This window comes from Gemmatimonadota bacterium (assembly GCA_016712265.1).
GTDB lineage: Bacteria > Gemmatimonadota > Gemmatimonadetes > Gemmatimonadales > Gemmatimonadaceae > RBC101.
This window is the reverse complement of record JADJRJ010000029.1, coordinates 38,296-60,144: the sequence shown is the minus strand read 5'-3', so window position 1 is coordinate 60,144 and position 21,849 is coordinate 38,296. Positions and strand designations below refer to the sequence as shown.

Sequence of the window (21,849 nt, the reverse complement as noted above, 5' to 3'; positions counted from 1 at the left end):
CGGATCAGCCGTCCCGCGCGCTGCTACATCGCCGCCTTCCGCTGGTGCTGCTGGTACCAGCTCATCATGTACAGCTGGGTACGCATGAAGTTGCTCGGCTTCGACCCGGTCCCATGAAACTCCCCCTGGAACCGAAGCAGGGCGCTCGGCACACCGCGCATCTGCAGCGCCTGGAAGTATTCCTCGGACTGCGCCATCGGAGTGCGGAGGTCCAATTCACCGGTCATGATGACGGTCGGCGTGGTCACCTTCCCCACGTACATCAAGGGCGACTGGTCGAGCCACGGCTTGGGATCCTCCCAGTACGGCTTCTCGAACCACGCATGCCCGAAATACGGGACGTCAGCGTTTCCGGCGAAGGAGATCCAGTTCATCACCGGGCAACGCACCGCGGCGCCGGCAAAGCGATTGGTGTGACCAATCACCCAACTGCTCAACACGCCCCCGCCGGAGCATCCGCCGACGTACATCCGCGTCTGATCGATGTACCCCCGCCCGACGACGGTGTCGACCGACGCCATCAGGTCCTCGTAGTCCACGCCGGGATAGCGCTTGTTGATGGCGTTCCCGAAGTCGGTGCCGTACCCCGTCGACCCGCGGGGATTCGTGTAGAGCACCACATACCCGTTGGAAGCAAAGTTCTGGTACATGTAGGAGAACGCGCCATTGTACATCCCATGGGGACCGCCGTGGATCTCCATGATCATGGGCCACTTCTTCGCCGGGTCGAAGTTGGGGGGCTTCACCAGCCAGCCCTGCACCCGCGTGTTGTTGGTGGAGGTCACCCAGACCTCCTCGACCGCGCCAAGCTTCTTGTTCGCCAGGACGTCGGCGTTCACGCTCGTCAGTCGCTTCACCTGGCCCGGTGCCGACAGCGAGAAGGCGACGATGTCGGTGGGCTCGAGCGCGGTCGTCCGCGCCCCCACCACGAGGCCGTTCGCGGCGATCGAGCCAAGGCTGAACATTTGCGCCCCGGTGGTGATGGCTCGCACCGCGCCAGCCACCGACGCGAAGTGCATGTTGTTCGCCCCGCGGTCGTTCGCCGTGAAATAGACGCCGCTGTTGTCGCGCGCCCAGGTGAGCTGCGCCACGTCGCGATCGAGGGTCGCCGAGATCTTCTTCAGGCCGGAGCCGTCCAGTCGCATCAGGTACAGCTCAGACGTTTTGTACGTTTGGGGAGTGGCGGCGTACCCCGCGAATGCCACCCACTGGCCGTCCGGAGACACCACCGGAGAGGACCACGACCCTCGCTGGGCCGTGAGCTTCCGCAGGGCCCCCGTCCCCACGTTCACGAGATTGATGTCGGAGTCGCGGTAATTCTTGTCGCTGTTCGCGTCCATCAGGCCGTCGAACACGATCGACTTTCCGTCCGGCGTCCACGCCCATCCCACCGCACCGGGCTGACCGTCGAACCGTGACCCGGCGTTCCAATTGCCACTGGTCAGCTGGCGCGGCGTCCCCCCATCGGCCGGGACGACGAAGAGGTGCACAAACCCGGGCTCAAGGAACCCGCGTCGGTCCGCCCGATAGTGGATGTCCTTCACGTACCGCGGCGCCGGCGTCCATTGCGCCCCGGGTGGCGGCGCCGGCATGTCGATCGACCACACGTTCGGCTTGGGCGTGTACATCGCAAACCCGATCATCGTGCCATCGGGCGACCAGGCGATGTCGGCGGGCCCGTATTCCGCGCGCGTGACCTGCGACGTCGCCCCCTCGGCATTCATCCATCGCACATGGACCTGCATGCCGCCCGGGGCCCCCTCGGCGAGATAGGCGATGCGGGTACCATCCGGCGACCAGACCGGGGAGGCCCCCCGCGCGAGGAACCGGTTCTCCGACCCATCGGCATTCATGATCCACATCGCCGATTCGAACGCGTCCTTCTGCTTGTCCACGAAGCGGCGTGTGTAAATGAGTCGCGACCCGTCGGGCGAGACCCTCGCGTCACTCACCGACTCGAAGTCGAGGTAGTGATTGACCGTGAGCAGCGTGTCGGACGCCTTTTCCTGGGCCGCGAGTGGTGCCGCGGCACCAAGTATCGCAGCGACGATGAGCCTGGGACGGAAACGCATGGCCGGAACTCGTTGGAGGGACGTCCGAGAAGGTAGGGGCCGGCCGTGGGATCGACAGGGGGCGCACGACGGCTGGCGGCGCCAGCGCGAGCTGTCCGTCCCCCGCGACCACCTGGGGTCCGCGGGCGTGGCCTTCGCGGACAGAATCCCGCAGCCCCTCAGCGCCCATTGGTCCGGCCCGCATGGGCGGGGCGCCCCGGTCAGTACCCGGTACGCAGGCGTATCACGAGCTCACGGAGCGACTCGATCCTCGTGACCGGCTCGCGTGGCGCGGCCAGGCCAATGCGGTTGTGCCACACCACGGGCATCCCCACCGCGGTCGCCCCGCCAATGTCAGCGGGTGAACCGGCCACGAAGAGCGTACGCTCCGGCGTGGTGTGCATCTCCTCCAGCGCCAGGAGGTAGGGAGCAGCATCCGGCTTGTAGGCCCCGGCACGTTCGGCCGTCACCAGGTGCACGGGAATCCCGAGCTGCGCAACCGCGCGATGACCTAGTAGCTCCGAACAGTTGGTCACGACGCCCAACCGGTAGCCATCCTGCCGAAGATCATGCAATGCCTCATGCACCTCAGGCCACGGCGTGAGCTCATCCCACCGCCGCACGAGGGTGTCGGCCACCGCGTCCTCCAGCCCGGCGTCCAGCGCCGAGCGACGCACCAGCGCCTCGTATGGCGCGTACCCGTGTGCCCCATACGTCAGCTCCAGGTATCGCATACGCCAGCGTCGGCCGTCCTCACGGCCTCCCGCCGCGGCGTCCCAGAGGGTCCAGGAATCCAGCAGCGCGGTCAGCAAGTCAAAGAGGACAACATCGATTCGCAGCGGCATGCCACCAAACCTCGGCGTCGCTCCCGCGGCGCGCCAGTCGGGTGCCACGAGCACCCGAAATCACCCGCCCGCTCACGGGTCCCCGGCCCCGCCTGTAAGATTCCGCTGTCTCCTCCCCCTGACCGATGCGTCACGCCTTCCTCGCCTCTCTCGTCCTCGTCGGCACGTCCGCCGCGCAAACCCCGCCCCAACGGCCGGCGACCCCGCCGCAGGGCCAGCAGCGGCAAGGCGCCCAGGCTGGCCAGCCGGGCCGCGGCGTGCTCGGCGGCGTGGCGATGACCACGTCCGACAGCATGGTCCAGCGGATCGTCGCCAGGCTCGACTTCAACAGCTACAAGTCGCTGATCAAGGGCCTGACGATGTTCGGCGACCGCGAACAGGGTACGCCGCGCAACGCCGCGGCGAACGACTGGATCGAACAACAGCTCCGCAGCTGGGGATACACGACCGAACGCGTGAAGTACCAGCATGAGGGATCCCCGCGCGAGGAGGTGTTCGCCACCAAGGTCGGCACCACCACGCCAGCCGAGATGTACATCATCGGCGGCCACATGGACGGGCGCGGCGGGGGCGAGGCGGCGAACGACGACGCCTCGGGCACCGCGCTGGTGATGGAGATCGCCCGGGTCCTCGCCGATCCGGCCGTGACCACGAACCGATCGATCCGGTTCGCCCTCTGGAACAACGAGGAGACCGGCCTGCAGGGCGCGCGCGCCTACGTTGAGCAGCGAGCCAGGCTGCAGGGGATCGAGGACCCACGCGGCTCGGGCCGGTACCCGGAGCCAAAGTGGCTGGGCATGATCCAGCACGACATGATGCTGTGGGATCACGGCGTCCCGGTCCAGTACACCCAGGCCCTCGACGCGGACGTGGACATCGAGTTCCAACTGAACTCGGCGAAAGCCGAAGAGTCCGCCCAGCTCGCCCTCAAGCTGCTCAACGCCAACCGGATGTTCGCGACCGACTATCCCGCCGTGATGAGCAACGCCATGAGCAATACTGACTCCGGGCCCTTCCAGGACCTTATCGCGGCGGTCAGCCTGCGGGAGAATCGGCGCCTGTACGAGACGGGTCGTGGCGGCAATCCGCACTGGCACCGCCCCACCGACCTCTTCGTCTCCTTCTCCGACGCCGACTTCCGACTGGGCTTCAACGCGATGCAAACCACGCTTGGCGCCGTCGCCCGACTGGTGGACGCGCGCCTGCGGTAACCGCCAAGGCCGTCGGGGACCAGGCGCCTGGTCCCCGGCCATCAGGGCCTAACGAACGGTGAATCCGGTCAGCAGGCTCAGTCGAGTCCCGAACTTGGACGGCACGACCGACACGTTGAACGGGATGTTCATCGAGCCCGATCGCCTGGTGGCCCCCGCGGCGATGACCAGCGCAGAGCCCGCCGCCGACAGGTTGGGGCCGACACCAAACTCGAGTCCGCCGACGTGTCGGGCGCCAATCACCCAGTTGATGCTGGGCAGGAATGTGCCCTGGTCCAACCCACCAACCAGAACCACGAATTCCGACACGGCAGCCATCTGGCCGTCACCGGAGAGGAACAAGCGCTCGAACTGCCAGCCGAATTGGCTCATGACACCGTTCACCTCAATCCCCTTCTCCGCCAGCTCGGCGCGTGCGCGCGCCGGAACGAAGGTGGCGCCAAAGCGAGGACCCGAGAGCTGAGCCATGGTGGTCGGCCCGGGAAGCCTGGCATTGAGATCCTGACTCCAGAGGGAAGAGGGCGCAGCGGCAAACAGGACGCACAGGACGGCGATACGCATGGGATGATCCGTTGATGGGGTGAAGCCGGACGCCTGCTCCGGTCAATCCCATGATCGGGCCGGGTCCCCGTCCCACCCATCCGTCACCTGACGTAGGAACGAATCAGGCCCGGGCCTCCCACCTGGGCGCCCGGGCCTGACCCACCACCAGCAACACCCGTCAGGCGCCCTGTTTCGCGCTCTTGATGGCCGCCGTCAGCGCGGGAACCACCTCAAAGACGTCGCCCACGATCCCGTAGTCGGCCACCTTGAAGATCGGGGCCTCCTTGTCCTTGTTGATCGCCACGATACAGCGCGACGTCCGCATGCCAGCGAGATGCTGGATCGCCCCCGAAATGCCGACCGCGACGTACAGGTCGGGACTCACCAGTCGGCCCGTCTGTCCAATCTGGTCCGCATGCGGACGCCACCCTTCGTCGGTCACGGCACGTGTGGCACCAACGGCCGCATTGCCGAAGGCCGCCGCCAGCTCCTCCACCAACGCGAAGTGCTCGGCGGCCTTGAGTCCGCGCCCCCCACTGACAATCACGGGCGCCTCGCCGAGGTCCAGCTTCTTGGTGTCCCCGAGCACGGTTTCGGTGGTCGTCACACGCGCGGAGGGGAGCTCCGGCAACGCCACCGCCTCGACGGTCCCTGCTTTGGGCTGTTTGGCTGCGGCGACGGCACCTGGCCGAACGGCGAGCAACGCGGGCGAGGCGACCAGCTTGAGTGTCTGGATGACCTTGCCCGTGTATCCGGGGTGCGTCACCACCATCGCGTCCCCCCGCAGGGAGAAGGAGGTCACGTCGCTCGCCAGCGTGGTCCGCAGCCTCGCGGCCACGCGCGGCGCCAGGTCCTTCCCCTGCGCACTCGCGCTGAAGACGATCGCCCGGTATGTCGCGCTCCGTGCGCGCGACGCCACGAGGGCCGTGGCGACATCCGGCTGGTAGTGCACCAGGGACTCATGACCGCAGGCCACCACCACGTCCGCCCCATGTTCCCCGAACGACGCCGCCAGCGCCTCCACCCCGGCCGGCCCGGCAACCACCACGTGCACGGCTCCCCCCAGCTGGTCGGCCAGCTGCCGCGCAGCCGTGATCGCCTCGAAGGTCACCTTGCGCGGCTGTCCGCCACGCGTTTCTGCATACACCAGGACGTTAGTCATCAGAGCACCTTCGCTTCCGTTTGGAGAAGTCGGACCAACTCGGGAACCACGGCAGCGCCCTCCCCAATGATGCGTCCAGGGGGACGGGCCGCGGGAAGCTCCATGCGTTCCACCGTCAGGGCGACCGGACCGAGTTGCGCCGGCTTGACGTCAAGCGGCTTCTTCTTCGCCGCCATGATCCCCTTGAGCGACGGATACCGAGGGCGCGCAATGCCCTCATCGATCGACACCACCGCCGGCAGGGAGAAGGTCATCATCTCGCCGCCGCCCTCAATTTCTCGCCGGGCCGTTCCCTGCCCACCCGCCACGTCGAGCTTCGAGCACCCGTGGACCATCGGAAGGCCGAGCAGTTCCGCGACCATGAACCCCACGGCCCCATTGGCCGAGTCGATCGACATCTTGCCGAACAGGACAAGGTCGTACGCACCGCCCTGCAACTCGGCGGCCAGGGCGGACGCGATAGCGAACGGGTCGTACGGCACGACGTCGCACTTGAGTTGGGTCGCACGGGCACAGCCCATAGACAGCGCCTTGCGCAGCGTCTCCTGGACGATGTCCGGACCCAGCGACACGACGTGCACTTCACCGGCGCCGAGCTTCTCGGTCATCTGGAGGGCCGCCTCGACTGCGTAGCCGTCGAAGTCCGACATGTCGAACTTGAGCCCGGCCTCGTCCACCGCGGCGCCCGAGGCGGCAATTCGGAAGGTGCCGTCCATTTCGGGCACCCGCTTGATACACACGGCGATCTTCACCGTTGATTCCTCGCGAGAATGTGAAAAACGTTCCTCAAGATAACAGCGCCGAAGCCGGGGCTTGCCTTCGGGGGTCCGAATCCCGGTGGCCGGACTGTCCGTCCGATCCCTGCACGACATTTTGTCCTCCGCGAGCGTACGGCGACGCACGGCAATCAACAGGACACGACTGGTCGCGAAGAAAAACGAACCCTGCGACCCGCGCTCCGTCCAGTTCGTTCAGACAGTGACCGATAATCGTGTTACGCGGCCCGGAGCAGCCCTGCCATCCATGACGAAGGACCGAGATCCCGAACCAGCGGGCGCCACCCCCCCCAGCGGCCTGGAGGAGGAAGCGCCGCGCGCCCCGCAGACGTCCCTACCGGTGGCGGCGGGCACCCCGTCCGCATCGCCGAATCCCCTGGATCCGCGGGTCATCGCGGAGATCATGGATCTCGACCGCAGCGGTGCGCTCCTCAGGACCGCCTTCGGCATGTTCCTTGACGATGGCCCGCGCCTGCTCGGCGAGCTCCAGGCTGCCGCGCACGTTCAGGATCGCGACGCCTTCGCCTTCGCCGCGCATACGCTGAAGTCCTGTGCCGGGAGTGTCGGTGCGACGCGTGTGGCTGCCGCGAGCGGATCCCTGGAGCACGCCGCCCGACAAGGAGCCACCCTGGGACCAGCAAGCGCCATACAGGATCTGGAACGCCACCTCGGGGAGGCGCTCCAGGCGATGGCCGCTGAAAGCGGTCTCCCTCCAGCGCCGGTACGAGAGGACGGGGGATGAACGCGGCCAACGCCGAACTCGTACTCGTCGTGGACGACGACCGTTCGCTTCGGCTGTTGGCCTGCGCCACGCTGGCACAGGCCGGCTACCGCACGCTGAACGCCGCCAACGGCCACGAGGCGCTCGCCCTGCTCGAGCAACACCAGCCCGACCTCGTCCTGCTCGATGTGGTCATGCCCGGTCTTGATGGATTCGCCACCTGTGAGCAGATCCGCGCGGGTCGGAACGGCGACCGCACGCCCATCCTGATGATGACCGGCAGCGACGACGTGGCCTCGATCCATCGCGCGTTCGAGGCCGGGGCGACCGACTTCATCAACAAGCCGATTCCGTGGGCGATGCTCGCCTATCGGGTCCGGTACATGCTGCGCGCCGCTCGCGCGATGCACGCGCTCTCGCGTTCCGAAGCGCAGCTTACCACCGCACAGCGGGTGGCCCGACTCGGCCACTGGGAGTGGGACCTCGAAGGGAACCGGATGGTCCTCTCGGAGATGTCGCGCGCCCTCCTCTGTCCCCTGGGGCAGCGAAATCCGGGGAGCATGGACGAATTGGTGGACTGTGTGCATGTCGACGATCGGCCACAGATGGCCCTCGCCCTGCAACGCGCCGCCGCAGGCCAAACCGAGCTGGACACCGAAATCCGCGGCTGCCGCCCCGACGGGAGCGATACGGTGTGGCTCCGAGTCCAGGGGACCGTCCAGGCCAGCGAGTCGGGGTTGCCGACCGCCCTCAGTGGCACGCTGCAGGACATCACCGAAATCAAGAAGCGCGAAGCCGAGACGCGCTACCTCGCCTATCACGATCCGCTCACGGGGCTGCCGAACCGAGCCAGCATGCTCGAGGCGATCGATCGCGCCGTGGCCGGGGCCAGGCGCCACGGCCGGTTGGTCGGCGTGCTCCATCTCGACCTGGACCACTTCAAGCGAATCAACGAGACCCTGGGTCACGGTGCCGGCGATCGACTCATTTCGCAGGTGAGCGCCCGGCTCAAGAACAGCGTGCGCTCGGAAGACCTGATCGGCGTCGGTGGTGTCGAACACGGTGACGCGACGCTCGCGCGCATGGGGGGGGATGAATTCACCATCCTGCTCTCCGACGTGCGGAACGTCGCGGAGGCCATCGCAACCGCGCAGCGCATCCTGCAGGCGATCCGGGAACCGCTGCTGGTGGATGGGCACGAGGTGGTGATCTGCGCGAGCGTCGGGGTCGCGGTGTACCCTCTGGATGGCGACAATGCCCGGGCAATCATGGCGGCCGCCGACGCCGCCATGTATCTGGCAAAACGCGATGGGGGAAATGCGGCCGCGCTCTCCAACAAGCCGATGCGCCTCGCCGCGGAACACCGGATGAGCCTGGAGGGGGCGTTGCGGCGCGCGATCGAGCGCGGACAGTTCCTGCTGCACTACCAGCCCAAACTCGACCTGCGAGCGGGGCGCATCCTCGGCGTCGAGGCCCTGCTCCGATGGCGACATCCCGATCTCGGCCTCGTACCGCCGATGGAGTTCATCCCGGTCGCCGAAGAGGCGGGGCTGATCGAGGCGATCGGTGAGTGGGTCGTGCATGAGTCCTGTCGCCAGTTGCGCCGATGGCATGACGACGGCCACACCGATCTCTCAGTCGCCGTGAACCTGTCCGCACGGCAGTTCCGGCAGCGGACGCTCGCGGCGATGGTTCACGGGGCCTTGCACGGGGCCGGCATAGACGCCGAGCGCCTCGAGCTGGAGATTACGGAAAGCACGATCATGCGCGACATTGACCTGGCGCTCTCCACGCTGCATGAATTGCGCAACGAAGGCTGCCGTCTCGCGGTCGACGACTTCGGGACGGGGTATTCCTCGCTCGCCTACGTGAAGCGCTTTCCTGTGCACACACTCAAGATCGACCGCACATTTGTTCAGGGACTCCCCGGCGCGGACAACGACACCGCCATCGTCCGTGCCATCGTCACGATGGCGCACGGCCTGACCTTGGGGGTGGTCGCCGAAGGGGTGGAAACCGCCGCGCAACTTGCCAGTCTTACGGCGCTCGGTTGCGACGAGGTGCAGGGATATTTGGTGGGCCGACCGGTCCCCGCCGAGGACATTCCCATGGCCCTCCGCGCGGCCCACGAGCTTGCCACGACCCCCTGAGGCCATCCAGCATGCGAGCCGCACAATTTCACTGGAGTCCGGCCACCGGATGGTCCACGTCGCCGGCGGCCGACCGCGACGCCCAATGGCTCCTCGTCTTCGGCAACCCCGATGCCCTGCGCGATGCATCGTGGCGACATGCCGTGCTGGGCGCCTTCCCCTCTGCCGTCGTCACGGGGTGCAGCACCGCGGGTGAGATCGCTGGCACGCAGGTGGTGGATGCAGGATTGACCTGCACTGCCGTCCATTTCGATCGGACGCACCTCTACGCCCACGCGACGGAGGTGCACGATGCTGCGGATTCGTACGCGGCGGGCCAGGTGCTCGGGGAGCACCTGCGCGCCGACGACCTGGTCCACGTGATCGTCTTCTCCGATGGCCTCCGGGTGAACGGCAGCGACCTCGTACGCGGCCTCACCTCCGTCCTGGGCCCCGGGGTTGGCGTCACCGGAGGGTTATCCGCCGACGGCGACCGATTTCGCGAGACCCTGGTGCTCCTGGGTGAGCGGTGCGAGCCCGGGCTCGTCGTGGCGGTTGGCCTCGGCGGGCCGGCGCTCCGCGTCGGCTGCGGATCCCTGGGTGGGTGGGATCCATTCGGACCGGAGCGACTCATCACCCGCAGCGTCGGCAACGTCCTGCACGAGCTGGACGGGCGTTCGGCCCTCACGTTGTACGAGACCTACCTCGGCGACCATGCCGCCGACCTGCCCGCCAGCGCCCTGCGGTTTCCGCTCAGCGTGCGCGCCAGCCAGAAGGAACGCCCGGTGGTGCGTACCGTCCTTGCGGTTGACTCGTCCGCCGGCACGATGACCTTTGCTGGGGATGTGCCGCAGGGAGCGTACGCGCAATTGATGCGCGCCAACGTCGACCGACTCGTCGACGGGGCCGCCGGGGCAGCGCGCACCAGTGGCATCCCCCTGGCCGGCTCCGCCCCTCCCCTCGTGCTCCTGATCAGCTGCGTCGGGCGGCGACTGGTGCTGCAGCAACGCGTCGAGGAGGAGGTCGAGGCCGTGCGTGATGTGTTCGGCCCGGGCGCCGTCCTCGCGGGGTTCTACTCGTACGGGGAGATCTCCCCGTTCACGCCAACCGCCCGGTGTGAGCTGCACAACCAGACCATGACGGTCACCACCTTTCACGAAGACTAGGCGCATGCACTCGCTCCTCGCGCGCCAGCTGCGGAAGGTTGGTCTGGACCCCATGAGTTCCGTGTCGGAGTTCGTGCGGCTTGTCGACGCGGCCTATGCCCAGTACGACGACGAGCGACGCATGCTGGAGCGCTCCCTCGAGCTGAGTTCCCGCGAGCTGCTCGGGGCGAATTCCGACCTGCGCGCGCTGCTGGGGTCGCTGCCGGACTTGTTTGTCCGGATCGACGACCGCGGCATCGTCACGGACCTGCAGGGAGCGGCGCCCCAGGACTACTTCCCGCATGCAACCGCGATCGTGGGGCGGGCGTTTGCGACCCTGGTGGATGTCGACTCGCGAGCCGGCGTGGACGAGGCCATCGCCGCCGCGCGCACCGATGGCGAGCAGCGCACCATCGAGTTCCAGGTCACCGTCACGGGTGGCGCGGTAGGCACGTTCGAGGGGCGGTTCATGCGAGTCTTCGAGCATCAGGTCATCGCCCTCGTCCGCAATATCACGACCGTCAAGGCTGAGGCCCGGGCGCGCGAGGAACGCACCGCGCTCCTCTTGCGACAACAGGCCGCCCTCCATGAGCTCGCAGCAGCTGAGGACGAAGGCCCCGCGGCGACATTCGGTCGCGCCTGTACCGTCGCGGCGCGCACCCTGGGCGTGGCCCGCGCGAGCATCTGGTACTTCGACCCGGCCCGCTCCGAGATCCGGTGCGCCTGGCTATACGCCGACGGGATCCTGCACGACAACCCGGGCACCGTGCTCCGGCGCGACGACTACCCCCGCTACTTCGCGGCCATCGAGACGCAGCCCACCGTGGCCGCCACCGACGCCCGGCAGGACCCCCGCACTTCCGAGTTTGCCGATGGCTACCTCGGGCCGCTGGGCATCGGGGCCATGCTCGATTGCGCGATCCGTGTGGGCGGCAACGCCGTCGGGGTGTTCTGCCTCGAACATGTCGGTCCCCCACGCTCCTGGGCGCTCGAGGAGCAGGACTTCGCCTCAGCGGTCGCCTCGTTCATCGCCCTGTCGCGCTCCATTGAGCAACGCAACGACCTCGAGGCACAGTTGCGCCACTCCCAGAAGATGGAGGCGGTGGGGATGCTGGCCGGCGGGGTGGCGCACGACTTCAACAACCTGCTCACGGCGATCCTGGGCTTTGCGGAACTCCTCCGCGCCAACACGCGGCTCGACCCGCTGGCGCACTCTCACGTGAGCGAGATCGTCCTGGCCGGCAAGCGCGCCTCGGAACTCACCAGCCAGCTTCTAGCCTTTGGCCGCAAACAGCCGCGTGCCCCGCGCGTGATCGGCCTGAATGCGGTGGTCACCGAGGCGAGTCGCATGTTGCACCGCGTCGTGAGCGAAGCCGTCACCATCCGCCTCGACCCGGCGCCCGCGGAACTCTTCGTGCGCGCCGACCCCAACCAGATCGAGCAGGTCCTGATGAACCTCGTGGTCAACGCGCGCGACGCCATGGAACGCGGGGGAACCATCCAGGTGCGCATCCGTTCACGCCACGTGGAGACCGAATCGACCGGGCCTGGGCCCAATCTCGCCCCCGGCAACTGGGCCATCCTCGAAGTGGAGGACACCGGTGCCGGAATGTCCGCCGAACTGCTCAGCCGGGTGTTCGAACCGTTCTTCACAACCAAGGGAGTCGGTGAAGGCACCGGCCTGGGGTTGTCCATGGTCTACGGACTGGTCCAGCAGAATGGGGGACATGTCGAGCTGGGCTCGGTCCCGGGAAGGGGCACCACCGCCCGCGTCTATTTGCCTCTCGAGACCCGTCCACCCGCGGCAGCCGCCGAACCCACACTGCACCCGACCGTTGAGGCGCGTCCGTCAGGCGGCTCCGAGACCGTGCTCCTGGTGGAGGATGAGGCCATTGTCCGTCTGCTGGCCGTGGAGCTCCTCCAGCGTCTGGGATACCGCGTCCTGGTGGCCGCGCGGCCAAGCGAAGCCCTCCCGATTCTTGCCGACGAGGCCGAGGAAATCGACCTGCTCATTACGGACCTGGTCATGCCGGAGATGAACGGCGCCGAGTTGTACCAGGCCGCCGCGCGCGCGCGACCGGGTCTCCGGGTCATGTACATGAGCGGTTACGCCCCAGACAAGATCCTCCGCGAGACGGTGCAGAAGCCGGGGACCTTCTTCCTCGCCAAGCCGTTCACGATGCGACAACTGGCGGATCGGGTGCGAGACACCTTGCTGGCCGACGCCCCGTCGGAGGGCTTGAGCGCAGCCGGACGAGACGCCCGCTAGGCGCGGGTACGGCCCACCGAACGTCCTGGTTCAGCCCGGCCGCGCCAATGAAAGCGCGGCCGCTCGCGTCCCCCGCTCACACGACCTGCGTCGTTAGCGGTTCGGTCGCTCTCTCCACGCCTTGAGGACGGCGGCCTCCTGTTCGGCCTTTGCCCCGGCGCGAAGCACCTGCTGGGCCGCCGGTCGCGCGTGGTGAAACGCCAGCGTGGCCATCGCGGTGTCGGCCAGCGTGCGGAAGGTCAGGCCGGCGGCTACCTCGCGTGACAGGTCGAACCGGGCGAAGCCCTCAAAGCCAGGCGTCGGCGGACGCCACACCGGCATTTCCTGGTACGCCCGGATGTTGTGCTGCGCCAGGAACTCCCGCGGAACCCATGTCCAGCTCAACGGGGCCGTCGTGACCGCGGCAATGCCGTACAGGAACTCCGCCATGGAGCGCCCGTTGAGCGGACCGACCCCCATGAACGTGCCGTAGGTCTTCGCCTCGCACAGGCGCACCGACCACTCGCAGAGGTCCCGCACGTCGATCACCTGCACGCGATCGTTATCCGGGTTCCCCGGCGCGAGGATCTCGCCACCACGCTCGATGCGCACCGGCCAATAGGTGAACCGATCGGTCTCATCGCCCGGCCCCACGATCAATCCCGGACGCACGATGGTTGTGCGGTTCCCGAAAGCCGCCGTCGCTTCCGCCTCCGCCAGCGCCTTGGCCAGCCCGTAGGGATACGGCTGCCCCTCCTTCCAATTCGGGGTATTCTGTTTGTTGAGCAGCGGCGCCTTCACTGTCGCCGGCACCATGCTCAGGTCGGAGAAAACCGAACGCGTGGAGATAAACAGGTACTGGTCCGATGCGTCCTTCAGCAGTCCGGCCGAGTTCCGCACCCAATCCGGCGCATCGGCGCGTGACGCCGAGTTGTCGATGACGGCGTCCCACTTTCGCCCCTTGAGCGCGTCGATCTTGTTCGCCGCGCGATCGCCCGTGAGTTCCTCGACCCCCTTAAACATCCCCGGCGCGCTGCGCCCTCGGTTGAAGATCGTGACCTCGTGCCCCCGCTCCACGGCATACCGCACCATGTGCGGGCCGATGAAGCCCGTCCCTCCAAGAATGAGCAGCTTGATCTTGCGGCGCGGTTGTTGAGGCGCCCCGAGCCGCGACGGATCCGCCGCGAGGGGCTGGGCCTGAACGGATGCTCCGGCCCCGAGGGCCAACGCGCCACCGGCGGCAGCAGCAGAGGTAACGAGGAAGTCTCGGCGAGTGGCCATGGAACGTTCCGGGCTGGGGTGTGGATGGGAACGTACCCCCGAGCGCGCTGGTCGGCGAGCCGTGCCCCGGAGGAGCGCGCTCGCAGGCTCTGGCCTGTTGTGTGAGGGGTCAGCCTGCGAGCAGGCGCTCGGGATGCGCGGCCCGGCGCGGGAATGCCTTGAGAAGCTGCACGTCAAACGTTGCCAGGACGCAGTCAAACATCTCGGCCGCCGCGACGTACTCGCAGTCGTACGTGGTACACCGCGAGCCCTCGGCAAGCCGCAGGACGCGCGCCGGCTCCGGATCCACCTGTCGCTCGCCCACCAGCTCCAGGGCAAGGACAAGCGAGGCCTCGGCGTCGGCCAGGCGCCATTTGCGGGCGCGGACTCCCTTCAGCAGGACACTCATCAACTCGGATACAACGAGCGACGGCGCAATCCACTCGGGATCGAACCGGTGCAATGCCTCGGCGACTTCCGCGGACTCCCCGGGCACGACGAGCGACGCCACGACATTGGCGTCGACGACAATCATGCCCGGCCCTCGCGTCGCGCGTCATTCATCTCCGCGAGGGTGAGGCGCCCACCACGCGCCTCCAGCCGGTGCCGTTGCGCGCGGGCGCGGGCGAGCAGCTCCTCGGTGTCCCGGGGGCCGCGAGCCGCCAGCGCAATGCGCAGGCACTCAATGACCTCACCGTTAACACTGCGGCGCTGTTCGGCGGCGCGCGCCTTCAGGCGGTCGTACAGGTCGTCAGGAACGTTGCGAATCGTCAGGATAGCCATGGGAACCCTCCTGACTGCATTATGACTGCACAGTGCTGTCATGTCAACCTCAGGGGTTCGTCTTGGTGCCCCATGATCGCACCCTCGGGTCTACGCGCCGGTACCCCCTGATTGCCACTGGTATCATCCTGTCCCCGGGAGCGATCAGACCCGCAGGTAGCTCCATTCCTTCGAAAACGGGATGCGGCTCATCAGCACGGCTCCGTCCTTCTGTACCAACAGCCGGTCGCTCGGGTTGATCCCGATCCCGTTGGCTTCGTCGTAGAGCCCCGGTTCCACCGAGAAGGTCATCCCTTCCTCAACGACCGAGTGGTCGCCCAGCGCGAGGAACGGTGGCTGGTGCCCCACAAAGTTCTGCCCCTGGCCGTGGCCCGGCCGATGATAGATGTTCGCCTGCATTCCCTGCTTGATCTGATACGCATGCACCTTGTGCGCGATGTCCGAACAGATGGCACCGGGCTTCGTTTCCTCCACCATGATCTGCACGGTATCGGCGACGACCTGCCACATCTTGTCATGCGCCGGCGTGGACGGGAGGAGGATGTAGTTGCGATACCCTTCCCCGCCGTAGCCGCCCAGCAGGATGTCGCAGTTCACGTAGACCGGCTGCCCGCGCCGGATCCGGGCATGGAAGAACTGGTTGGGATGGGGATACGCGGTCGCGACTCCCGTACGCACGTAGTGTCCGGTCACCTCCATCCCGACGGCCGAGTGCGGTTTTCCGTCCCGCGCAACGTCGCGCATCATCAGGTTGATCCCGAACTGGGACAGGGCTTGCCCCACCTGGTAGTCGGTGGCACTGGTCCCGTGCTCGAGGATGTAATCCCGTGCAAACGCGTGCACCCGGTCGAAGTACCGATATGCCCGCTGGGTGAGGGCAATCTCCTCCGGGGTCTTGATGACCTGCATCCGGAGACAGGCGTCGGACAGGTCCACCGCCCGTGCGCCGGGGAGCATACGATCGAAAGTGCGTTGCGCCGACGGCGTCAGCTCGCGATCCAGCCCGATCTCCTTGCCGGCGAGGCCTCGGTCGGCAAGGTGGCGGAGGGTCCACTCCCAGAGGTCAACACGGGGGCTGCGCAGGGGCAGCTCTCCGCGGTTTGGGAATGCCCCCTCGGCGTGGGGATAGCAGAAGTAGTACGTGTTCTCCGTGCACCACCACGAGGTGATCAGGTCACGGTCGATGGCGGGGGAGAACCAGTACACCGTGTCGGCTTCGTCGGTGGGCATCAAGGCCCAGGTGGTGCGCTCCCCCGAGCCGCGAAAGCAGCCGGTGAAGTACACGAGGTTCACGTCGCTCTGCAGCAGGATGGCGTCGACCCCGCGTTCCCGTGCGGTGGCGCGCAGGCGCCGTGATTGCCCCTGGTACCAGGCCAGCGGCAGGCGATCGACACCGCGGGGGGCGGGCTCCGGCTGTCTTGGATTGTCCACCAGCAGGCGCTCGGACCCGCGCCGCGCCTGCTGTTCATCAGCCAGCAGTGCCTCCGTCGCGAGTGAAGAGGCGGTCAGGCCGACGCCGACACGACGGACGAACTCCCTGCGGCTGGACATGGGGCAGACTCCTGGGCGCGTGGTCGCCCAATCTGCCTCGCGAGGCCGTGGCGCGCATCGGTCGGGGCCAACGATCTTTCGGCGTCCCTTTGCCACTCCCCCATGAGCCGCCCGACGGACGCGGAACTGAATGCCATCGGTGTGCTGCGACGGCGCACCATCGAGGCCCGAATCGTCGCCCCGCTGGTCGAGGCGATGGCCGCCGAGTTCGGGCGCAAGCGCGTCCTCGAGGTTACGCGACGCACGATCATTGAGCTGGCGCGGCAACAGGGGGCGGGGCTGGCCGCCGCGTGTGGCGGCAACACCCTGGCACACTTCGCCGGCACGCTCGACCGCTGGACCGCCGACGATGCGCTGCACACGGAGGTCCTCGAGGCGTCGCCCGAAGCGTTCAGCTACAATGTCACGCGGTGCCGCTACGCCGAGATGTACCGCGAGTTGGGGATCCCCGAGCTGGGTGCGATCCTCTCCTGCAACCGTGACGCCGCCTTGATCGAGGGCTTCAACCCGGAGGTGCGGCTCACACGCACCCAGACCCTCATGGGCGGAAGCTCCCATTGCGATTTCCGGTACCAGCTGGCACGCCGCCCCGCAGGCGACGCGTGACGCCGCGACCGCTCGCGTGCATCACCGGCGCCACCGCCGGGATCGGGCTCGAGTTCGCACGCCAACTGGCGGCGCGCCAGCACGACCTCGTCCTCGTCGCCCGGGACGGCGCGCGCCTGGCGGCGACCTGCAAGCAGCTGCAGCAGGAGTTTGGCGTCCACGCGACGCCGCTGGTGGCGGACCTCTCGGCTCCTGCGGGCCTCGCCGCCGTGGTCGACCGTGTCCGCTCTCTGGCGTGCGACGTCCTGGTGCATAACGCCGGCTTCGGGACCAAGGGCCTCTTGCATGTCACCGACGGCCCCACCCAGGCCGCGATGGTGGCCCTCCACGTCACGGCCACCGACGCCCTCATGCGGTCGGTGCTCCCCGGCATGCGCGAGCGCGGCCGCGGCCACCTGGTTGCGGTCTCGTCTGTCGCGTCGTTCACCCCGAGCGCAGGCAACGTGAACTACAGCGCCACCAAGGCTTACCAACGCGTCTTCATGGAATCCCTGGCGCTGGAGCTGGCGGGAACTGGAGTCACCGCACAGGCGCTCTGCCCCGGCTTCACCCATACGGAGTTCCACGCGCGGGCTCGCATGAACATGAGCGGAATTCCCGGCTGGTTATGGCTCCCGGCGCAGCGCGTCGTGAAGGAATCACTGGACATGATGCGGGGATCTTCCGCGGTGTGCGTCCCCGGTCGTCGCTGGCGGCTTATCACCTTCCTGCTCCGACACCTGCCACTCGCCCTCCTCCGCCGCGGCGCGAGGCGCTACGCCGGTACTCGCACGGCGGCCCCATGATGCCCGCCATCCCCCGCCTCGAGACGCCCCGTCTGGTCCTGCGCCCCTTTGGCAGCGACGACCTCGACGACCTCGCGACGATGCTCGGCGATCCCGCCGTCATGAAGTTCCTCGGCGACGGTACGCTGCGCGACCGCGCCGACAGCTGGCGACAACTGACCAGCATCGTGGGACACTGGGCCCTGCGTGGGTTCGGCCTCTGGGCGCTGGAGCGGCGCGAGGACGGGGCATTCCTGGGATGGGCCGGGCACCTGCAACACGAAGGGTGGCCCGGCTTCGAATTGGCGTATTCCCTTGTCCCTCGCCACTGGGGTCACGGATACGCCCGGGAGGCCGCCGCCACGGCGCTGGGGTATGCCCATGAGGCGCTGCACCGGGACGCGGTCATCAGCATCATTCGGCCGGACAATGCGCGATCGATCCGGGTGGCGACGGCGCTCGGGGCCATCCGTGACCGAATGGTGACGTTCGCGGGTGGGGAGGCGGCGATCTACCGGTACCCGGCCCCCGCGCGTCGTTAGGTCCGGCGGAGTGGTTGTTTCTCAACGCGAACGCCGGAACCGGGCGGGCCGTCCGCCGTAGGGACGCCGGAACAATCGGGGGGGGCCAAGTGTTCCCTCACCGGCACCTTGTCTCTCGCCCTGCCCGCCGTCGCGGGGCCCAGCCGCTGCCTGATGTCCCTGTCACAACTGAAGTCCCTGGTGCGCCGGACGTCCGGCGCCCTCGCCCTTGCGGCCTGGCCCCTGCTCGCCCCCGCCCAGGCGCCCCCAGCGTCGGTCCAGCTCTCCGGGTACATCCGCCACGCCGAGAGCCGCGAAGTGGTCCGGTACGCCGTGCTCGCGGCGGATGGCGACAGCGCGAGGGGGCAGAGCAACACCGATGGGTTCTACTTCCTCAAGCTCGCTCCTGGCCAGCATCGCCTCCGGATCCGCGCCCTCGGCTTCGCCCCACTCGACACCACGGTCACGGTGACCGCCCCGACGACGGCGGACTTCCTCCTGGTTCCCCGGGTGGTTCAGCTGCAGCGGGTGGAGGTCGCGGCTGACGAACAGAAGTCGGACGTGGATCCCACGACGGCGGAAATGAGTGTGGCCCGTCTCGACCTCCAGACGATCCGGCAGGCGCCGGCCGCCCTCGGCGAGGTCGATCCCTTGCGCAGCATCACCCTCCTGCCCGGGGTGTCCCGATCCAGCGACTTCTCCACCGCGTTCAGCGTGCGCGGCGGCAGCAGTGACCAGAACCTGATCCTGCTGGACGAGGCCACGATCTACAACCCGGCGCACGTGCTCGGCTTCCTCTCGGTGTTCAACGCGGATGCCGTTGCCGACATGACGCTGCACAAGGGCGCGATTCCGCCCCGCTTTGGCGGCCGCCTGTCGTCCGTCCTGGACGCGCGCCAGCGCGAGGGCAATGCGCGCGCCTACGGTGGCACCGCGTCGATCGGCTTGCTGTCGAGCCGCCTGCTGTTCGAGGGCCCGTTGCCGCGAACGCGCGGGTCGTTCCTCGTGGCGGCGCGGCGCTCCTACGCCGACCTCTTCCTCAAGCTCGCGCCCGACACCTCGGTCCGCGACACCCGGGCATACTTCTACGACCTCAACGCCAAGGCCAACATCCCGTTAGGCACCACCGGCACCCTCATGGTCTCGGCGTACGCCGGGCGCGACCTGCTGAGTCCCTCGAAGGACTTTGCCGCGGGGTGGGGCAACGTGTCGGGCACCCTGCGGTGGAACCAGATCTTTCGCTCCCGCCTCTTCTCCAAGGCCTCGTACACGGTCGGGAGCTACGACTACCTGCTCGGATTTGCCTTCCTCGACTCACGCGTGGACTGGACGTCGCGCATCACGAGCCAGGAGCTGCGCCTCGAGGAGTCCTACCACTTCTCTGAACGCAACATCCTCGAGTTCGGCGTGGAGGGTGCCGCACAGGCCATGCGTCCCGGGGACCTCGTGCCGAGGGACACCTCCGCCGTGAGCCCGGTCCGCGTCACCACGCGGCACGGCCTGTCGGGCGCGGCCTACATCGGCCATGTCGTGGACCTCGGGCCGCGCGTCACCGTCCACTACGGATCGCGCTACTCCTACTTTGCGCGTGTTGGGCCCGGCACGACCTACCAGTATCCCGGCGGACGTCCCGTTATCTGGAACGACGCCCTGCACCGCTACGAGCCCGTGCTCCCCGTCGACAGCACGCGCCAGGCCTCGGGCATCATTGCCGATGCCGGTGGATGGGAACCGCGCCTGTCGGCACGCCTTGGGCTCTCGCCCACGTCATCCCTCAAGGCGAGTTACGCGCGAACGCGCCAATACCTGCTCCTCGCCACGCGCACGAACGCGCCGACGCCGCTCGACGTCTGGGAGCCGATGGGACCCTACACGCGGCCGCAGCGCGCCGACCAGGTAGCCGTCGGTTACCAGTCCACCCTGCGTGATGGCGGCTACGAATTCTCGGCCGAGTCGTACTTCAAGCGATCGTACAACGTGCTGGACTTCGTGGAGGGATCCGACGTGATCCTCAACCCGCAGATCGAGACATCGCTGTTGCAGGGCATCGGTCGCTCCTACGGACTCGAGCTGTTCCTGCGCAAGCAGGTGGGTGACCTCACGGGGTGGGTGTCGTACACGTTGAGTCGCGCCGAGACGCGCTTTCGCGCTGGAGAGAACGCGGGGATCAACGACGGCGCCTGGTTCCGCGCCCCCACGGACAAGCTGCACGACCTCGCGATCGTTGCGGTGCGCCCGGTATGGAAGCGTTGGACCCTGGGAAGCACCTTCACCCTCGCCAGCGGTCTCCCCGCCACCTATCCCGTCTCCCGCTACGTCGTCGATGGGTACGTGATCCCGGAGTACGGCCCGCGAAACAGCGCGCGACTGCCGATGTATCATCGGCTCGACCTCAGCCTCACGCGCAACGGGCGGAGGAGCGAGCTGCAGTTCGGCGTGTTCAACGCGTACAACCGCTTCAACGCCCAGAGCATGTCGTTTCGCCAGGCGGTCGCCGACCCCGTCCGTACCGAGGCTGTCCAGTTCTCGGTGTTCGGCATCGTGCCGAGCATCTCATACACCTTCAAGTTCTGAGGGAGGTCGCCATGCTACGCTATCTCCTGCCCTGTGCGCTCCTGCTCACCGCATGCGAACGTGTGGTGGAGGTCGACGTGGACGAGGGCCCGCGCCGCCTCGTGGTCGAGGCGCGGCTCGAGCGGATCCTCGGGAACGTGTCGGGGGCACAGGCGATTCGCCTCAGCACCACGGGCTCGTACTTCAGCAACGCGCTCCCGCCCGCCGCGCGCGGGGCGACCGTCCGGGTCACGGACAACCTTGGCAATGCCTTCCCGTTCGTGGAGTCGTCAACGCCCGGCACCTACGTGACCACGGCGCTCACCGTCGAGCGCGGGCGCACGTACACCCTGCGCATTGACTGGGAGGGCCAGCGGTTCGAGGGCGTGGAGCAGACCATGTCCGTCACCCCGATCGATTCGCTCTACTTCGAGGCCCCCAAGCCGGGGCGCTTTTCCGGCGAGGATGGGGTCCGTGCCACCATCGACACCCGGGACCCAGGCGGCGAGAAGAACTTCTACCTCTGGGACCAGTTCGTGGACGGTCGGCGGCTGCTCGGGCCGGACTCGTCGTTCAAGCTGCGCATCATTGCCCCCGATGATGCCGTCGACGGCAAGCCCGTGCTCGGCTTCCAGCCGTACGAGGGGATCGACATCGCCGTGGGATCCAGTGTGCTGGTGCGCCAGGTCGGGATCTCCGAGTCCACGTACCGATACTACTTCGCGCTCTCCGACCAGGTGAGCGCCGACGGCTCGGTCTTCTCCGTGCCCCCCGCGAGCATCCGGGGCAATGTCGCGAACCTCTCCAACCCTCGGCAGCCGGCGCTTGGCTACTTCTACGTGAGCGAGGTCTCGGAAGCACGGGCCGTAAGGCGGTAGGGACGACCGCTCGACGCCGCCCCTCGGCGCACACGGGCCCGACTGAAGCCCGGGGCGCGTGCTCCGTGGTGCACGCGGAGGATCCGAGCTTGCCACCGTCGC

Annotated in this window: 19 protein-coding genes; 10 read left to right on the top strand and 9 right to left on the bottom strand. The window is 67.8% G+C overall.

The genetic code is table 11. The features are described from left to right. Positions 1-23 precede the first annotated feature (23 nt). Together IPK85_14110 and IPK85_14105 are read right to left on the bottom strand one after the other, a co-directional pair. On the bottom strand, positions 24-2,072 hold the full coding sequence (locus IPK85_14110; GenBank protein ID MBK8248523.1) for a S9 family peptidase: 2,049 nt from the start codon (positions 2,070-2,072) through the stop codon (positions 24-26). A gap of 200 nt (positions 2,073-2,272) precedes the next feature. Further along, positions 2,273-2,896 carry an HAD-IA family hydrolase gene (locus IPK85_14105; protein MBK8248522.1) on the bottom strand — a complete coding sequence of 208 codons (624 nt, stop codon included), beginning with the start codon at positions 2,894-2,896 and terminating at the stop codon, positions 2,273-2,275. A gap of 275 nt (positions 2,897-3,171) precedes the next feature. Here IPK85_14105 and IPK85_14100 point away from each other — a divergent pair, with 275 nt between their 5' ends. Beyond that, the gene (locus IPK85_14100; GenBank protein ID MBK8248521.1) at positions 3,172-4,107 is read left to right on the top strand and encodes a M20/M25/M40 family metallo-hydrolase; all 936 of its coding nucleotides are present in this window, start codon (positions 3,172-3,174) and stop codon (positions 4,105-4,107) included. 48 nt (positions 4,108-4,155) lie between these two features. Here the strand turns inward: IPK85_14100 and IPK85_14095 are convergent, their stop codons facing one another. From IPK85_14095 to IPK85_14085, 3 genes are all read right to left on the bottom strand, one after another. Then, complete coding sequence (locus IPK85_14095; protein ID MBK8248520.1) at positions 4,156-4,668, bottom strand: hypothetical protein; 513 nt, start codon at positions 4,666-4,668, stop codon at positions 4,156-4,158. Between the two features lie 160 nt (positions 4,669-4,828). Then, the gene (locus IPK85_14090) at positions 4,829-5,812 is read right to left on the bottom strand and encodes an electron transfer flavoprotein subunit alpha/FixB family protein (GenBank protein ID MBK8248519.1); all 984 of its coding nucleotides are present in this window, start codon (positions 5,810-5,812) and stop codon (positions 4,829-4,831) included. Continuing rightward, positions 5,812-6,564, bottom strand: a complete 753-nt coding sequence (locus tag IPK85_14085; protein MBK8248518.1) for an electron transfer flavoprotein subunit beta/FixA family protein — start codon at positions 6,562-6,564, stop codon at positions 5,812-5,814. The genes IPK85_14090 and IPK85_14085 overlap by 1 nt, the downstream gene beginning before the upstream one ends. Before the next feature lie 271 nt (positions 6,565-6,835). On the opposite strand from IPK85_14085, the gene IPK85_14080 reads away from it, so the two are divergent. From IPK85_14080 to IPK85_14065, 4 genes are read left to right on the top strand one after another with little or no spacing between them, the layout of a single operon-like run. Then, positions 6,836-7,330 (top strand): Hpt domain-containing protein, encoded by a 495-nt coding sequence (locus IPK85_14080; protein MBK8248517.1) that lies wholly within the window; start codon positions 6,836-6,838, stop codon positions 7,328-7,330. Further along, on the top strand, positions 7,327-9,459 hold the full coding sequence (locus IPK85_14075) for an EAL domain-containing protein (GenBank protein MBK8248516.1): 2,133 nt from the start codon (positions 7,327-7,329) through the stop codon (positions 9,457-9,459). The genes IPK85_14080 and IPK85_14075 overlap by 4 nt, the downstream gene beginning before the upstream one ends. A gap of 11 nt (positions 9,460-9,470) precedes the next feature. Continuing rightward, positions 9,471-10,604: an FIST C-terminal domain-containing protein gene (locus IPK85_14070; GenBank protein ID MBK8248515.1), complete on the top strand. Its 1,134-nt coding sequence runs from the start codon at positions 9,471-9,473 to the stop codon at positions 10,602-10,604. 4 nt (positions 10,605-10,608) lie between these two features. Next, positions 10,609-12,852, top strand: a complete 2,244-nt coding sequence (locus IPK85_14065; GenBank protein MBK8248514.1) for a response regulator — start codon at positions 10,609-10,611, stop codon at positions 12,850-12,852. Between the two features lie 93 nt (positions 12,853-12,945). Here the strand turns inward: IPK85_14065 and IPK85_14060 are convergent, their stop codons facing one another. The 4 genes from IPK85_14060 to IPK85_14045 form a co-directional block, all read right to left on the bottom strand. Next, the gene (locus tag IPK85_14060) at positions 12,946-14,112 is read right to left on the bottom strand and encodes an NAD-dependent epimerase/dehydratase family protein (protein MBK8248513.1); all 1,167 of its coding nucleotides are present in this window, start codon (positions 14,110-14,112) and stop codon (positions 12,946-12,948) included. A gap of 109 nt (positions 14,113-14,221) precedes the next feature. Beyond that, the gene (locus IPK85_14055) at positions 14,222-14,626 is read right to left on the bottom strand and encodes a type II toxin-antitoxin system VapC family toxin (GenBank protein MBK8248512.1); all 405 of its coding nucleotides are present in this window, start codon (positions 14,624-14,626) and stop codon (positions 14,222-14,224) included. Further along, positions 14,623-14,916 (bottom strand): Arc family DNA-binding protein, encoded by a 294-nt coding sequence (locus IPK85_14050; protein MBK8248511.1) that lies wholly within the window; start codon positions 14,914-14,916, stop codon positions 14,623-14,625. The genes IPK85_14055 and IPK85_14050 overlap by 4 nt, the downstream gene beginning before the upstream one ends. A gap of 102 nt (positions 14,917-15,018) precedes the next feature. Further along, positions 15,019-16,425, bottom strand: a complete 1,407-nt coding sequence (locus IPK85_14045) for an aminopeptidase P family protein (GenBank protein MBK8248510.1) — start codon at positions 16,423-16,425, stop codon at positions 15,019-15,021. Positions 16,426-16,527: 102 nt separating this feature from the next. Between IPK85_14045 and IPK85_14040 the strand changes: the two genes are divergently transcribed. The 5 genes from IPK85_14040 (at position 16,528) to IPK85_14020 (ending at position 21,747) form a co-directional block, all read left to right on the top strand. Next, a complete protein-coding gene (locus IPK85_14040) occupies positions 16,528-17,031 on the top strand; it encodes an L-2-amino-thiazoline-4-carboxylic acid hydrolase (GenBank protein ID MBK8248509.1) in 504 nt (167 codons plus the stop codon). Beyond that, the gene (locus IPK85_14035) at positions 17,028-17,816 is read left to right on the top strand and encodes an SDR family NAD(P)-dependent oxidoreductase (protein MBK8248508.1); all 789 of its coding nucleotides are present in this window, start codon (positions 17,028-17,030) and stop codon (positions 17,814-17,816) included. The genes IPK85_14040 and IPK85_14035 overlap by 4 nt, the downstream gene beginning before the upstream one ends. Further along, positions 17,813-18,337: a GNAT family N-acetyltransferase gene (locus tag IPK85_14030; GenBank protein ID MBK8248507.1), complete on the top strand. Its 525-nt coding sequence runs from the start codon at positions 17,813-17,815 to the stop codon at positions 18,335-18,337. Before IPK85_14035 ends, IPK85_14030 begins: the two co-directional genes overlap by 4 nt. A 153-nt stretch (positions 18,338-18,490) precedes the next feature. Then, positions 18,491-20,890 (top strand): TonB-dependent receptor, encoded by a 2,400-nt coding sequence (locus tag IPK85_14025; GenBank protein ID MBK8248506.1) that lies wholly within the window; start codon positions 18,491-18,493, stop codon positions 20,888-20,890. 11 nt (positions 20,891-20,901) lie between these two features. Further along, on the top strand, positions 20,902-21,747 hold the full coding sequence (locus tag IPK85_14020; protein ID MBK8248505.1) for a DUF4249 domain-containing protein: 846 nt from the start codon (positions 20,902-20,904) through the stop codon (positions 21,745-21,747). The last annotated feature ends 102 nt before the right edge of the window (positions 21,748-21,849 follow it).

What these genes read in the sequence shown, in the direction of transcription:
- IPK85_14105 (MBK8248522.1), bottom strand. Translation starts at nt 2,896, where the DNA reads ATGCCGCTGCGAATCGATGTTGTCCTCTTTGACTTGCTGACCGCGCTG.
- IPK85_14090 (MBK8248519.1), bottom strand. Translation starts at nt 5,812, where the DNA reads ATGACTAACGTCCTGGTGTATGCAGAAACGCGTGGCGGACAGCCGCGC.
- IPK85_14100 (MBK8248521.1), top strand. Translation starts at nt 3,172, where the DNA reads ATGACCACGTCCGACAGCATGGTCCAGCGGATCGTCGCCAGGCTCGAC.
- IPK85_14040 (MBK8248509.1), top strand. Translation starts at nt 16,528, where the DNA reads ATGAGCCGCCCGACGGACGCGGAACTGAATGCCATCGGTGTGCTGCGA.
- IPK85_14075 (MBK8248516.1), top strand. Translation starts at nt 7,327, where the DNA reads ATGAACGCGGCCAACGCCGAACTCGTACTCGTCGTGGACGACGACCGT.
- IPK85_14030 (MBK8248507.1), top strand. Translation starts at nt 17,813, where the DNA reads ATGATGCCCGCCATCCCCCGCCTCGAGACGCCCCGTCTGGTCCTGCGC.
- IPK85_14060 (MBK8248513.1), bottom strand. Translation starts at nt 14,112, where the DNA reads ATGGCCACTCGCCGAGACTTCCTCGTTACCTCTGCTGCTGCCGCCGGT.
- IPK85_14070 (MBK8248515.1), top strand. Translation starts at nt 9,471, where the DNA reads ATGCGAGCCGCACAATTTCACTGGAGTCCGGCCACCGGATGGTCCACG.
- IPK85_14065 (MBK8248514.1), top strand. Translation starts at nt 10,609, where the DNA reads ATGCACTCGCTCCTCGCGCGCCAGCTGCGGAAGGTTGGTCTGGACCCC.
- IPK85_14080 (MBK8248517.1), top strand. Translation starts at nt 6,836, where the DNA reads ATGACGAAGGACCGAGATCCCGAACCAGCGGGCGCCACCCCCCCCAGC.
- IPK85_14050 (MBK8248511.1), bottom strand. Translation starts at nt 14,916, where the DNA reads ATGACAGCACTGTGCAGTCATAATGCAGTCAGGAGGGTTCCCATGGCT.
- IPK85_14055 (MBK8248512.1), bottom strand. Translation starts at nt 14,626, where the DNA reads ATGATTGTCGTCGACGCCAATGTCGTGGCGTCGCTCGTCGTGCCCGGG.
- IPK85_14025 (MBK8248506.1), top strand. Translation starts at nt 18,491, where the DNA reads ATGTCCCTGTCACAACTGAAGTCCCTGGTGCGCCGGACGTCCGGCGCC.
- IPK85_14110 (MBK8248523.1), bottom strand. Translation starts at nt 2,072, where the DNA reads ATGCGTTTCCGTCCCAGGCTCATCGTCGCTGCGATACTTGGTGCCGCG.
- IPK85_14020 (MBK8248505.1), top strand. Translation starts at nt 20,902, where the DNA reads ATGCTACGCTATCTCCTGCCCTGTGCGCTCCTGCTCACCGCATGCGAA.
- IPK85_14095 (MBK8248520.1), bottom strand. Translation starts at nt 4,668, where the DNA reads ATGCGTATCGCCGTCCTGTGCGTCCTGTTTGCCGCTGCGCCCTCTTCC.
- IPK85_14045 (MBK8248510.1), bottom strand. Translation starts at nt 16,425, where the DNA reads ATGTCCAGCCGCAGGGAGTTCGTCCGTCGTGTCGGCGTCGGCCTGACC.